We start from the raw sequence: 13607 nt of genomic DNA, 5'->3' as shown, positions 1-13607 counted from the left end.
TCACCGGCCGAAGACGCCCCGCCGGCCCCGCCGGTGCACGCCCTGCGCCCGGCGCGCCGCCTCGTCGGCGGGCGACGGCCGCCGCCCGCCGAGCCGCAGCTGGGTGAGCAGCAGCGAGACCGCCACCATCAGCGCGGCGAGCCACGCCACCTGCGTGCTGGCCATCCGCTCGAACGTCAGCTCCTGCGCGACCGGGGCCTTGTTGCTGCGCAGCCGGCTCGCCGGTGTGGTCGACACGTTCCCGGCGGGCGCGACCGACGGGGACGGCACGGAGGTCGTGATCGGCGGGAGCGCCACCTTGGGGTCCTTCGCGGCCGAAGGCGGGGTGAACGTGCCGTTGGGGGCGGGCGGGGGCGTCGAGGGCGGCGGCGTCGTCGTGCTGGAGGCGCCGCTGCTGCCGCCGCTGTCCTTCTTGCCGTCCTTGGACTTGCCGGCCTTCTTGGGGACGACGTAGGAGACGCGGGTCGCGGCCGTGACCGGCCCGGCGTTGGCCGCCTTCACCGTCACGGTGAGCGTCACCGTCGTGGACTTCTTCAGGTCCTTCGGCAGCGTCACGGTGGACAGGACCGTGTCGCGGTGCCCGGCGGGCAGCGTCCCGATCGTGCAGCCGCCCGCGGTGAACGGCGCCGGGCACTCGCCGCCCACCTTGGCCTGGCCGCTGCTGGCGCGGACTCCGGTGACCCGCGTGCCGGTCACCTCGGCGCCCCGCGCGAGGACGCGCGTCGTCAGTGCGACGCGCTGGCCGGGCGCGGCGGTGACGTCGGCCGCGGTGACGCTGACGTACAGCTGCGGCTTGGGCGGCGGCGGCGTCGTGGGCGGCGGCGGCTCACTGCTCTTGGTCGCCGTCGGCTTGCTGCTCTTGGACGGCGTGCCGCTGCTCTTGGACGGCGTGGCCGAGGCCGTCGCCTGGCCGCTCTTGGTCGGCGTGGCCGAGGCGGACGGCCTGCCGCCGCTCGTGCTCGGTGTCGGGGTGGGCGCCGCCGCCGCGGGGGCCGCACCCGCCGCCAGCACCGCGGCGGTGCCGAGCCCCGCCAAGACCGGTCTGCCTGCCGAGCGGGAGAGCATGCCCGTCGCACCTCCGTCGCGTCACCGTCGAACGCCTGAGCCTCGCTTTACCCTGAAGGCCTTCCCGGAAATCATGCGAACACGGAACCACGGGCGAAGCAACCCCGCCGGGCGGCTTCCGCCGTCTAGGCGAACTCCTCGCGCAGGTCCTCGATCTCGGCCTGCGGCGCCCAGCTCTGCCATACGCCCTGGTCCACGCGCTCCAGCCCGAGCCCCTCGGCGACCGGGGACCGGCCGCCGGCGTACTCCACCCGCAGCCAGCCCTCGTGCTCGCCGACGACGACGAACCGCTCCCCGCGCCACGTGCAGGTGGTGCGGACGTACCGCAGCTGCTCCACCTCGAACGCCGGGACGACCCGGCGGTACCGGCCGGGCCGCAGCTCCTCGAAACCGTCGGTCGGCTCGGCGGCGTACAGCCGGATCTCCCCGTCGGCGCCGGGCGCGGCCTCGAACTCGCGGCCGAGCCAGCGGGCCAGGTACCCGTCCCGGATCACTGCGCGGCCTCCGTCCGCTCGGCGGAACCGGCGTCCTCGCCCTCGGGCCGCAGCCAGGCGAGCCGGTCCGGGTCGTACATCGCGATGAACCGCTCCGAGCGGTCCTTGCCCAGGTAGTACATCTCGGCCCCGTACGGCAGGCGGACGCTGTCGACCTTGTACTCGCGGATCGAGCCGGCGCTGCCGGGCGCGAAGCCCGAACCGGCGAACGGCTCCCGCTCGATCACCCAGCCGGCCTCGCCCCACGCCGCCAGCTCCTCCTCGGACCGCCCGCCGAACGGGATCCGGTAGAGGCCGGGGCAGTAGGCGGGCCAGCGGATCACGTAGACGCCCTCGTCGGACGGCGCGAACGCCGAGTCCTCGTAGAGCAGGCCGAGCGTCTCGTACAGCTGGGCGGGCGTCTGCAGCTCGGCGACGTCCGACGTCGGGTGCACGAAGCCGCCGACCCGGTCGTAGCCCTGCTCCAGGTACCAGCCGACGTGCCCGTGCGGCACGACCTTCTGCATGATCGCCGGCTGCGGGACCGGCTCGCCCTCCGGCTCGGGCAGGTCCGGGTACGGCGCGGGTCGCGCCGCCGGCGCCTCGGCCACCGGCTGCGCCTCGGGCTCCGGCACCGGCTGCGGCTCGGCGACGGGCTCGGGCGGCAGGTGCGGCGGCGGCATCGGCGGCGCCTCGGGCCGGGGCTGCACCAGCCCGACCCGCACCGCCCACTCGCTGAGCGCCCGCACCTGGTCGCCGCGCAGCGACGCGCCGATCCGGGTACCGGGGTTCAGCAGCATGGCCCACTCCTCGCGGGGCCACGAGCCGATCAGCTCCCGGAAGTCGGCGTACACGAACCGCGACTCGGGCAGCACCTCGCGCAGCCGCACCAGGGAGGTGAACACCCGCACCGCCGCGTCGTCGCGCAGCGCCGCGTCCCAGCGGAACTCGCGCTGGACGGGGGTGACCTCCAGCGGGGCGTCCTGCGGGATCGGCACCAGCACGTTCGCGGCGAGCAGCACCCGCAGGAACGCGTCGGAGTCGCCGGCCAGCGCCGCCTCGTACAGCTCCTGGTCGATCCGGTTGCCCGGCTCGAACTCCGGCTCGCGGACCGGCTGCGGCACGGTGGGCGCGTCGGCGGCCACGGCCGCCGCGATCGGCTCGGCGGGGACCTCGGGCTCGGCCGGCTCGGACGGGCCGCTCAGCGCGTGGATCTGCTCGGCCGGCATCGCCGCGTCGATCGGCGTGCCGGGGTTCAGCACCAGCGTCCAGTCCGCGTCGGGCCAGGCCGCCACGACCTCCAGGAAGCTCGGCATCACGAACCGCGACGACCCGATGGAGTCGTTCATCCAGCGCAGCGAGGTGAACACCTGGATGGCGGGCCGCCCGTGCACCGGCACCGGCCGCCACGGGAACTCCGGGTCGGCCGGCTCGATGCCCCACGGCGTCTCGGGCTCGGCCGGGACCAGCACCTGCGCGCCGAGCAGCACCTTGAAGAAGGCGTCGGTGTCGCGCCGCAGGGCGGCGTCGAACAGCCGCTGCTCCACCTCGTTCTGCGGCTCGAAGTCCTCGGCCATCCGGCGCGCGGCCCGCTGGTCGGCCCAGGTGGCCAGGCCGGGGAGCTGGTCGGCCTGGATCGTCCCGCCGGCCGGGGAGCCGGAGTTGATCGCCAGCAGCCAGGCGTGATCGGGCCAGTACCGCAGCACCGTGGTGAACGGCAGGTTGATGAACTCGGTGCCGGTCCCGGCCGCCTGCGCGGCCTCGACCAGCCGCTCGGGCGAGGTGAACACCGGCACGGTGAGCGCGCCGTCCACCTCCCTGGTCTGCCACGGGAACCCAGGCCGGCCGGGGCGCAGCGTGTAGTCCATCTCCTCGGGGACGGGCAGCAGCACCTCTGCGTCGGCCAGCGTCTGCAGGAACAGGTCGTGGTCGTCGGCGACGGCGGCGCGCAGCAGGCCGCGCTCGACGTCGTTGGCGGGCTGGAACTCCGGCCGCGGCTCGGTCCGGGGCAGCTCCCGGTGCTGGTCGTGGAGCTCTTCCCAGCCGGTCTCGCCGGTCTGCTCCGCGATGGCCTGGACGTCCAGCTCGGGCGCGGTCACGTTGGGGTCGCCCCCGGCGTCCGCCGGGGCCGGCCCGCCCGGCAGAGCGGAGGCGCCCGCGACATGGACGTCGGGCCCGGAAGGCGGCGCCTCCTCGCTCTCCGGCGCCGGCGCCGGCGGCAGCCCGCCGGGCAGGTGGGCGGCCAGGTCCTCGACGGTGGTGTCGGGCGAGACCGGAGGCGGCGGGTAGGCGGAGGCGCCGTTCAGAGACGCGTCGGGCCGCGCCGGAGGCACGTCGTAGGGAAGACCCGCCTGCTCCGAACCGGCCGGGGTCGCGCCCTCCTGCTCGGGAGCGGGGAAGGGCGAGTCCGGCCGCTCGGAGCCAGGAGCGGCCTCGCCGGCGGAGGCGGAAGTGGCCCCGCTTGGCTGCTCTGGAGCGGCGAAGGCCGCGCTCGACTGCTCGGAGCCCGGAATGGTGCCGTTCGGCTGCGCCGGGCCGGAAGCGGCCTCGCCCGGCTGCGCGGGAGCGGGAGGAACCGCGCCCGGCTGCGTGGGAGCGGGGAAGTCCGCGCCGGGATGCTGGAGGCCGGGAAGGGCCCCGCCCGGCTGGTCCGGGCCGGCAGTGATCGGGCCCGGCTGCTCAGGGGCAGGGAAGGCCGAGCTTGGCTGATCGAGGCCGGGAGTGGCGGTACCTGGCTGATCAGGGTCGGCGAAGGCCGCGCCTGGCCGTTCCGGAGCGGGAGTGGCCGCGCCCGGCTGCGCGGGCGCGGGCGGGACCGCACCCGGCTGCTCTGGCGTGGGGTAGGTCGTACCCGGCTGCTCTGGGGCGGAAGTGACCCCACCAGGCTGCGCGGGAGCGGACGGGACCGCACCCGACTGATCGGGGGCGGGGTAGGCCACGTCTGGATGTTCTGGGGCGGGAGTGGCCCCGCCTGGCTGATCGGGGGTAGGGAAGGTCGCGCCCGGTCGCTCTGGGGCGGAAGTGACCCCACCTGGCTGTGCGGGAGCGGGCGGGACCGCGCCCGGCTGATCGGAGGTAGGGAAAGCTGAACCCAGCTGATCAGGAGCGGGGTAGGCCGCACCCGGCTGTGCGGGGCCGGGGAGCGGTGCGCTCGGCTGAGCAGGAGCGGACGGGTCCGCCACCGGCTGTTCCGGGGCGGGGTAGGCCGCGCCCAATTGATCAGGAGCGGGGTAGGCCACGTCTGGGTGGGGAGTGGCTCCGCCCGGCTGCGCGGGAGCGGACGGGACCTCGCCCGGCTGCTCTGGCGTGGGGTAGGCCGCATCCGGCCGCTCTGGGGCGGAAGTGGCCCCGCCCGGCTGATCGGGGGCGGGGTAGGCCACGTCTGGATGTTCTGGGGCGGGAGTGGCCGCGCCCGGCTGTGCGGGAGCGGGCGGGACCGCGCCCGGCTGATCAGGAGCGGGGAAGGCCGCACCCGGCTGCGCGGGGCCGGGGAGCGGCGCGCTCGGCGCGTAGGGCGGCGGGGTGGTGGGCCCGTAGGGCTCGGGTGCGCCATCGGCGGGGAGGGCGCTGGCGCCGGTGGTGATGCCCTCGTCCGGCACGTCGCCGGGTGTGCCGCCGCCGACGAGGTCGCGGACGTCCTCGCCGGCCGGGCCGAGGGCGTCGGGGTGTGCCGAAGCGGCGGGCGGCGCGAGGGGAGCGCCGCCGCTGACGCCGTTGTAGGCGGACAGGCCCGCGGCCGGCCCCTGCGGCGCGAGGAGCGCCGGGAGCCCCGCCTGCGGGGGCTTGGCGTCGCCCTCGGCGAGCTGCTTCAGGTACCAGGTGGGCAGCCGGCCCTCGATGGGCAGCGGGACGGCGTCCGGCACGCCCCGGACGGGCACGTCGACCGCGAGCCACCAGCGGGGGTCGGGCCAGGTCTCGGCCAGGTCGCCGAACTTCAGCCGGACGAAGTGCCGGTACGCCGGTCCGAGGCACGCGCGCATGGCGGCCGCGGAGGTGTAGGCCAGCACGTAGGTGCGGCCCTCCTCCTCCTGGACCGGCCATGTCGGCTGGGCCTCGTTGGCGAGCACGTCGTCGATCAGGTCCGGCGGAACGGGGATCACCAGCTCGCTGTCCGCCAGGAGGCGGAAGTACCCTTCCGGATCCCCCGTGCGGACGGTCTCCTGCAGCCGTCGCTCGAGTTCCGACGTGGGCCGCCACGCGTCGGCCACGGTCGCCACCCCCATTTTCTTCCCGCGCCGTCTTCCAGCCAGCCCCGCCGGGTCCCCGGGGGACTGGCTACGGACGTCACTAACGCTACATGGGTGAACAGGGCCAAAGCGTCGGATCACACCCGTCAGGGCAGGAAGGTCCCGGCCGCGGTCAGCCGGTCAGCCTGGTCAGCGCCGCCAGCAGCCGGTCGACGTCCCGCTCGTCCGAGCCGATGCCGAAGCTCGCCCGCACCGCCGAGCCCTGCCCGTCGGCGCACCCCGCGCCGCCCTCTTCCAGCAGGTGACGGACGAAAGGATGCGCGCAGAACTTCCCGTCGCGGACCCCGATGCCGTACTCACCCGACAGCGTAAGCGCCACATCGCGCGCGTTCCAGCCGTCCACCACGAAGGACACGATTCCCACCCTGGGGTTACGGTCGCCCCACAAGGTGAGTTCGCGCACGCCGGAGATGTGGGCGAGGCCGGTCCGCAGCCGGTCCAGCAGCCGCTCCTCGTGCGCGACGAGGGCGTCCCAGCCGGTCGCGGCGAGCGTCTCGCAGGCGGCGGCGAGGGCGATCACGCCGAGCACGTTGGGGGTGCCGGCCTCGTGCCGCGCCTCGGGGTCGGCCTGCCAGCGGGTGGCGTCGCCGCCCTCGGTGACGGCCGCGCTCGCGCCGCCGCCCTTCAGGTAGGGCGGGGCGGCGCGCAGCCAGTCGGCGCGGCCGGCCAGCACCCCCGCGCCGAACGGCGCGTAAAGCTTGTGTCCGGAAAAAGCCACGTAATCCAGGCCGAGTTCGGTCATGTCCAGCGGCCGGTGCGGGACGTGCTGCGCGGCGTCCACCGCGATCCGCGCGCCGTGCCGGCGGGCGACCTCGGCCAGCTCGCGGATCGGCCACAGCTCACCGGTCACGTTGGAGGCGGCGGTGACCACCAGCAGCCGCGGCCCGGCCGGCGCCGCGGCCAGCGCGCGGCCGGCGGCCGCGATCGCCTCGACGGGCGAGGCCGGCGCGGGCAGCCGCACCGCCCGCTTCCACGGCAGCAGGGTCGCGTGGTGCTCGGTCTCGAAGACCACGACGGTCGTCCCGGCCGGCACCGCGTGCGCGAGCAGGTTCATCGCGTCGGTGGTGTTGCGGGTGAAGACCACCGACGCGCGCCGCTCGGCGCCGAGGAAGCCGCGGACGGTCTCGCGCGCCTTCTCGTAGGCGGCCGTGGTGACCTGCGAGGCGTAGCCCGCGCCGCGGTGCACGCTGCTGTAGTACGGCAGCGCCCGGGTGACCGCCTCGTGGACCGCCTCCAGACAGGGCGCGCTCGCCGCGTAGTCGAAGTTGGCGTAGGTGGTGCTGCCGCCGTCGTTCAGCGGGACGACGGCGTCCGCGCCGATGATCCGCGGCAGGGAGGAAACGGTGCGAACCAGACCGCCCCGCGGTGACGTCTCAGCAGTGACGGCGGGGGAGAGGGTGGCGAGGGACATGGCGACGGCCTCCTACAGGAGTCAGGGACCCCTGGTGAAGGAAGGCGGGGCCCGCGCTTGCCGGAGCGCGGTGTTGCGTCCGGCCAGGTCCTCACCCGGGGCACCCCATCGCAGGCGAAGGGTTGCCGGCCAGCAAGCCGGGGCTTGACGCTGGCGCTCATGACCTCATGCGGAAGTATATGCGGACGTTCTTGGAATTCAAGCTGGAGGATGCGATGCGAATTGGGGCATTCCGGGCCTGGGCCGGGCTGCTGCTGTTGGGCGGCACCGGTCTGCTGACCGGTTGCGGAATGCTGGGAGGGGACAACACCAGCACGGTCTGCGCGGACGCGAAGACGGCGTTCCAGCAGTACATGACGCAGGTCAGGAGCGTCTCACCGGCGCAGCCGGCCGAGTGGCGCCCGCCGACCGAGCAGCTCGCCGGACGGGTCGGCGCGCTCGCCGGCAAGGCCGAGGACACGAAGCTGAAGGCCGCCCTCACCGATGTGTCGGGCCGGCTGAAGGCCGCCTCGGCGACCATCGGCACCGGCGACGCCGCGCAGCTGAACGCGGTGATGAAGGACACACCCCAGCGCATCGGCAAGGCCTGCGGCTGAACGATGCGAGAAGGGCCCGGCGCGGTGCGCCGGGCCCTTCTTCACGTCCCTCAGTGCCTGCGGTCGGGGCCCAGCCCCGCGTCCCCGCCGCCCGGCGTCGGGATGGGCGGCAGCGTCGGCAGCGTCGGCCGGTGGGTCGGCGGCGTCGGGCGCTTGGTGTTCTCGCCGTCGCCCGGCCGCGGCGTCCGCGTCCGGCTCGGCGTCCGCGTCGGCTCCGGCCCGGACGTGCGCGACGGGCCCGTCGGGCCGCCGTTGCTCGGCGGCCCGTCGTCATAGCCGCCGCCGTACGACGAGGGCTCGGGGAAGCTCTCGGCCGAGTAGCCCTTGATGTTCACGGCCTCGCTCATGTAGCTGCTCCAGATCTGCGCCGGGAGCTGCCCGCCGTAGGAGCCGTACCCGGGGATGTTCAGCGGCTTGTTGTCGCTGCGGAACATCGCCACCGTGGTCGCCATCTGCGGGATGAACCCGTTGAACCAGATCGCGCGGCCCTCGTTGGTGGTGCCGGTCTTGCCCGCCACGTCCCGGCCGTCGGGCAGCTGCGCGCCCCGGCCGGTGCCGCCGCGCACCACCCGCTCCATCGCGTAGGTGGCGTCGTGCGCGGTCTGCGCGCTGAAGGCCTGCTTGCCCTTCTCGGAGAAGGTGCGCGTCGACTCGCCCTTGCTGCCGCTCACCGACTTCACCACGTAGGGCTGCCGGAACTTGCCGTTCGCGGCGAAGGTGGCGTACACGCCGGCCTGCTGCACCGGGTGCACCGAGATCACGCCGAGCGGGAAGACCGCGGACGCCCGCTGGGCGGCGGTCATCTGGTCGGCCGGGATGCCCATCTTCTCGGCCATCTTGGCGATCTTGTCGTTGCCGATGTCCTGGGCGAGGTTGACGTAGGCGGTGTTGATCGAGTGCTCGGTCATGGTGACCAGGTCCACCGAGCCGAAGTTCTCGTTGCTGTCGTTGTGGACCGGGAAGCGCCCGAAGTACTGCGGGGACGAGCCGTCGTAGGAGGTGCCGAGGCTCTTGCCGTCGTCCAGCGCGGCGGCGAGCGCGATCGGCTTGAAGCCCGAACCCGCCTGCGCCCAGTCGCCGAACGCGCTGCTCAGCGCCTCGTCCAGGTAGTTGCGGCCGCCGTAGAAGGCCACCACCTGCCCGGTCCCGGGATCCACCGACACCGCCGCGGTGCGGATCTGCTGCTTGGTCCCCTTCGGGACGTTGGAGTTCACCGCCTCCTTCAGCGCGTCCATCAGCCGCTTGTCGAAGGTCGTGGTGATCTTCAGCCCGGACCGGTTGATCTCGTCCTCGCTGAAGCCGCGCCGCTCCACCAGCTCCTTCTTGGCCACATTGACCATGTAGCCCTTCTGGCCCTTGAGGATGTTGGTGATCTTCAGTCGGACCGGCGTGGGGAACGTCATCGCGTTCGCGTCGGCCTGGGTGACGGCGTTGTCGCGGACCATGTTGCCGACCACGGCGTGCCAGCGCTGCTCGGCGTAGGCGCGCTTGGCGCCCTCGGGCTCGGAGAAGTTGCTCGGCTGCTGGATCGCCGCCGCCAGGTAGGCGCCCTCGGCGGGGGTGAGCTGCTTGACGTCCTTGCCGTAGTAGGCCTTCGCGGCGGCCTGCACGCCGTAGGCGTCGCGGCCGAAGTAGATGGTGTTGAGGTACTGCTCCAGGATCCAGTCCTTGGACTTCTCCCGGCCGATCTTCAAGGAGACCATGATCTCCTTGAGCTTGCGGGTGACCGAGCGCTCCTTGCCGATGCCGCCGTAGTAGTTGCGGACCATCTGCTGGGTGATGGTGGAGCCGCCCTGGAGCTGCTCGCCGGTCGCCGTCGTCCAGAAGGCGCGCGCGGTGCCCTTCACCGACACGCCCGGGTCCTGGTAGAAGCTGCGGTTCTCGGCGGCGATGACGGCGTTGCGCACGCCCGGCGGGATGTCGCTCAGCCGGACGGCCTCCCGGTTGACGCCGGTCTTGGCGATCTGGGTCTTGCCGTCGGAGTAGTAGAACGTCGGCCCCTGCGCGATGGCCGCTTCCTGCGGCGTGGGGACCGGGGTGAAGAAGTAGGCGACCCCGAAGGCGGCGACGACGAAACCGATGAATGCGAGCAGGCTGAACAGAATGCGCCGCCCGTAGCGCGCGCGCCGGCTGCGCACCTTCTTCGGGGGCTTGCCGCCGCCGCCCTTGCCACCCTTGGCATCGGCGGGGGGCTTCTCGGTCGTGGTGCCGTCGGCGGCGGGCAGCGCGCTCGTGGTGGCGGTCTCGCCCTGTGCGGCCACCGCGGTCTTCCCGTCCGCGTCGCCCTTGCCGGAGACTTCGCTCGCGGCCGCCTTGCCGTCGCCCTTCGCGGTGGGCTCACCGTCGACGACGGTCCCACCTGCGGCGGACGCCTTGACCGACGCGAGCACCTCACCCTGTGCGCCGGCCTGCTCCAGTACGGCGGTTTCGTCCGGTGCGGCAGCCCCGCTCGCAGCAGCGGACTTGCCTGCGGTGGGCGTTTCGTCCCGCGCGGCGGCTCCGCTCGCTGCGGCTCCGCCCGCGGTGGGCGCGCTGCTCGCGGCGGTGGTCTCGCCTACGGTGGCTGTTTCGTCCTGTGCGGCGGTCTCACCAGTGGCGGCTCCGCCTGCGGTGGGTGCCCCGCCCGCAGCGGTGGTCTCGCCTGCGGTGGGCGTTTCGTCCTGTGCGGCGGCCTTGCCCGTGACGGCCCCGCCCGCTGCGGCCCCGCCCGAGGTGAGTGCGTCGCCCGCGGCGGCGGTCTCGCCTGCGGTGGGTGTTTCATCCTGCGCAGTGGTCCCGCTCGCTGCGGCGCTGCCTGCGGTGGGTGCGCTGCTCGCGGCGGCGGTCTCGCCCGCGGCGGGCGTTTCGTCTCGCGCGGCGATTCCGTCCGCGATAGCTCCACTCCCTGCGGCGCCGCCTGCGCCGCTCGTAGCGGCGGTCTCGCTTGCGGGGGGTGTTTCGTCTTGTGCAGCGCCCCCGCCCGCAGCGGCTCCGCCTGCGGCGAGTGTGCCGCTCGCTGCGGCGGATTTGTCTGCGGCGGGCGTTTCGTCCGGCGCGGCGATCCCGCCTGTGGCAAGTGCGCCGCTCGCGGCGGCGGTCTCGCTTGTGGTGGGCGTTTCGTCCCGCGCGGCGTTTTCGCCCGCGATGGCTCCGCCCGCGGCGAGTGCGCCGCCCGCTGCGGCGGTCCCGCCTGCGGCGGGCGCGCTGTTTGCTGCGGCGTTTTCGTCTGCGGCGGGTGTTTCGTTCTGCGCGGCGGTCTCGCCCGCGACGGCTCCCCCTGCGGTGAGTGCGCCGCTTGCTGCGGTGGTCTCGCCGGTGGCGGGCGCGCTCGTGCCGGCCTCGTCCGCGACGGGCATGTCGACGCGCGTGGGCGTATCGCCATTCGCGGATGCCTCGTCCACAGAGCTCATGTCGACCCTGGTGGGCGTCTCGCCGTTCGTGGCGAGTTCGTCGCCGGCGAGCGGCAGGTCGACCCTGGTGGGGTCGTCCACGTAGGGCAGGTCGGCGCGGGTGAGCGTGCCGTGAGCGAAGGAGTCGTCCGCGTCGGACGCCTCGCCCTCCGGGGTGGGGTGGCCGTTGGTGGCGGCCTTGTCTCCAGGGCGCATGTCGACTCGGGTGGGTGTCTCGCCGCCGGTGGCGGCCGGCTCGGGAGCTGCGGGCCCGGACGGCCCGGCGCCGGGCATGGCGCCGGCGCTTCCGGCGGCCGTGCCGGATGCGGTGTCGTCGGTCTTCCCATCGTGAGGCCCGGTGGGCAGGTCGCCCGCCGGGCCCTTGTCACTACTGCTCACAAGCCCCCCGTGATGATTTCGTTACCGACGATACCCGAGGGGTCCGGCGGCTTCGGCCGTTCGTGCTCACTCCGCCGGCCTCCCCTCAGAAGGACGATCCGCCCGGCGTCCGGGTTGTCACAAGACCGCAACGGCCGTCCCTCCTGCCCCACCCTGCCCCGCGATCCGGCCGGAATGCCGAACGGCGGGCACCTGTCTGCCAGGTCCCCGCCGTTCGGCGTGTGCCGTTATGCCCGGACCATCACTTCGCGAAGACGCTGATGATGTCCACGACGAACACCAGGGTGTCGGTGCCCTTGATCCCGGCCTGCGGGTTGCCCTTGTCGCCGTAGCCCTCCTTGGGCGGCAGGACCAGCAGGACGCGGCTGCCGACCTTCTGGCCGAGCAGGCCCTTGTCGAAGCCGGGGACGGTGCCGCCGGTGCCGATCGGGAACTGCGCCGCGGCGCCGCTCTGCCAGCTGGAGTCGAACACCTTGCCGTCGCGCCAGAGCTGCCCCTGGTAGTTGACGACGGCGTTGTCGCCCTTGACCAGCGCCGGGCCGGTGCCGACGACGAGCGGCTTGATCTGCAGCTTGTCGGGGGCGTCGACCTTCGGCACGGTCACCTTGGGCGCCTCGCCGGGCTTGCCCGCCTCGACCTTCGGCAGGTTCTTGTCGGTGAGCTTCTGCTCGGTGCCGCTCGGGGTGGCGTTCTTGGGGACGACCGCCAGGACGTCCATGCCGAACACGACCGAGTCCTTCGGGCCGAGCCCGACCTGCTCGGCCTGCTCGCCGAAGCCCTGCGACGGCGGGATCTGCAGCACGACGCGGCTGCCGGCGGTCTGGCCGACCATGCCCTTGTCGACGCCCTTGACGCCGCTCTTGCCGATGACCAGCGGCCGCACCTGCGGCTCCTTGAAGGAGGAGTTGACCTCCTTGCTGGTGCTCTTCTTCCCGTCGCCCTTGCCCCACTGGTAGAAGGCGTACTTGGCGAAGATGGTGTCGCCTTCGCTGATCTTGGCGCCGTTGCCCTTGACCGGGGTGGTCACCTTCAGCTTGTTCCCGGGCTGCAGGTCCTTGGGGATGCTGACCTTCAGCTCCTTGGCGAACGCGCCGGTGACCTTGATCTGCGGCCCGGGCCGGGTCAGGTAGTAGGTCGTGCCGCCGGCGACGGCCAGCACGGCGACCACGCCGACGGCGATCCCCACCTGCTTGCGCTTCTTGGCCTGCGCCGCGGTGAGCGCGGACGGCCGGGGGCCGCTGCCGCGCCCGGCGCTGATGCCGTGGGGGGTGAACTCCGGGCTGCGAATGTTCTTGGCGTTCGGCAGCTTCGCCTTGACCGCCGGCTCACCCCGGGGCTTGTCATCCTCAGACATGTTTCCTCACTCGCTCCGGGATCGACGACACCACGAAGGTCACACCCTGCCACCCGCCGCCTAAGCAGACTGTGAAAGCAGGGCAAAAAAGACCGGCCTCGAATCTACCGGTCTCCGGGTCGCCGACAAGCCAGTGTGGTGGACGGGGCCCCCGGTGTCACCCCGCCGGGCCCAGAGGGCCCGAATCACCGCAAAGGATCATGGATCCAGGGTGGTGAGGGCGCCGTGGACCACCAGCCCGTAGGCGAGGTGGGGCACGGCGTCGGAGAGCCAGTCCGCGGCGGACCAGCCGCGCGGGTCGGTGATCTTCAGCGCGGTCATCGGCAGCGCGGTGGCGGCCATGGTGCCCACCGTCACCAGCGCGGCCCCCAGCCAGAACGGCGGTCGCGCCCCCGCCGCCCGCACCGCCGCGGCCGCGACGCCGATGGCGACGCCGGTGCCGAGCCCGGTGAGCGCGCCGAGCCCGCTCAGCCGGTTGTCCCGCTGTTCCCCCGTGCCCGGGACGGGGTGCCCGGCGAGGCGGCCGAGCCGGTCGACGGTCTCGCTCGGGGTCTCGCTGGCAGGACGTCCGCGCCAGGCCATGTCGGCATAGGTCGTGATGTCGAGGGCCGTGGTCCCCGCCGCCCCCGCGATCGCCCCCCGCCATATGGTTTTCCACATGCTGGTGCCGTCCCCGCAGGCGGCCGGCGGAAAA

General features: G+C 73.7%; 8 protein-coding genes and 1 riboswitch. Of the genes, 1 reads left to right on the top strand and 7 read right to left on the bottom strand.

Going from position 1 to position 13607, the window contains the following annotated elements; translation table 11 throughout:
* The 4 genes from ACRB68_RS22965 to ACRB68_RS22950 form a co-directional block, all read right to left on the bottom strand.
* A complete protein-coding gene (locus ACRB68_RS22965) occupies positions 1–1065 on the bottom strand; it encodes a hypothetical protein (protein ID WP_153535808.1) in 1065 nt (354 codons plus the stop codon).
* 125 nt (positions 1066–1190) lie between these two features.
* A complete protein-coding gene (locus tag ACRB68_RS22960; RefSeq protein WP_328594627.1) occupies positions 1191–1559 on the bottom strand; it encodes a hypothetical protein in 369 nt (122 codons plus the stop codon).
* Positions 1556–5755: an SseB family protein gene (locus ACRB68_RS22955; protein WP_194293421.1), complete on the bottom strand. Its 4200-nt coding sequence runs from the start codon at positions 5753–5755 to the stop codon at positions 1556–1558. The genes ACRB68_RS22960 and ACRB68_RS22955 overlap by 4 nt, the downstream gene beginning before the upstream one ends.
* A 142-nt stretch (positions 5756–5897) precedes the next feature.
* Entirely contained in the window at positions 5898–7196 is a 1299-nt protein-coding gene (locus ACRB68_RS22950) for an aminotransferase class V-fold PLP-dependent enzyme (protein WP_153535803.1), read from the bottom strand.
* A gap of 48 nt (positions 7197–7244) precedes the next feature.
* Positions 7245–7361: riboswitch (SAM riboswitch) on the bottom strand.
* Between the two features lie 26 nt (positions 7362–7387).
* Between ACRB68_RS22950 and ACRB68_RS22945 the strand changes: the two genes are divergently transcribed.
* Positions 7388–7792, top strand: a complete 405-nt coding sequence (locus ACRB68_RS22945; protein WP_153535801.1) for a hypothetical protein — start codon at positions 7388–7390, stop codon at positions 7790–7792.
* 50 nt (positions 7793–7842) lie between these two features.
* On the opposite strand, the gene ACRB68_RS40275 is transcribed toward ACRB68_RS22945, so the two are convergent.
* From ACRB68_RS40275 to ACRB68_RS22930, 3 genes are all read right to left on the bottom strand, one after another.
* Entirely contained in the window at positions 7843–10182 is a 2340-nt protein-coding gene (locus tag ACRB68_RS40275) for a transglycosylase domain-containing protein (protein WP_194293420.1), read from the bottom strand.
* A gap of 1618 nt (positions 10183–11800) precedes the next feature.
* Positions 11801–12913: an FKBP-type peptidyl-prolyl cis-trans isomerase gene (locus tag ACRB68_RS22935; protein ID WP_153535797.1), complete on the bottom strand. Its 1113-nt coding sequence runs from the start codon at positions 12911–12913 to the stop codon at positions 11801–11803.
* Between the two features lie 198 nt (positions 12914–13111).
* A complete protein-coding gene (locus ACRB68_RS22930; protein ID WP_153535795.1) occupies positions 13112–13573 on the bottom strand; it encodes a hypothetical protein in 462 nt (153 codons plus the stop codon).
* Between the last annotated feature and the right edge of the window lie 34 nt (positions 13574–13607).

It is taken from the genome of Actinomadura macrotermitis (assembly GCF_009604375.1).
Lineage (GTDB): Bacteria > Actinomycetota > Actinomycetes > Streptosporangiales > Streptosporangiaceae > Spirillospora > Spirillospora macrotermitis.
This window is presented reverse-complemented; position numbering and strand designations above follow the sequence as displayed.

Excerpts from the sequence above, each read along its gene's own strand:
- ACRB68_RS22965 (WP_153535808.1), bottom strand. The coding sequence starts at position 1,065 with ATGCTCTCCCGCTCGGCAGGCAGACCGGTCTTGGCGGGGCTCGGCACC.
- ACRB68_RS22950 (WP_153535803.1), bottom strand. The coding sequence starts at position 7,196 with ATGTCCCTCGCCACCCTCTCCCCCGCCGTCACTGCTGAGACGTCACCG.
- ACRB68_RS22935 (WP_153535797.1), bottom strand. The coding sequence starts at position 12,913 with ATGTCTGAGGATGACAAGCCCCGGGGTGAGCCGGCGGTCAAGGCGAAG.
- ACRB68_RS22930 (WP_153535795.1), bottom strand. The coding sequence starts at position 13,573 with ATGTGGAAAACCATATGGCGGGGGGCGATCGCGGGGGCGGCGGGGACC.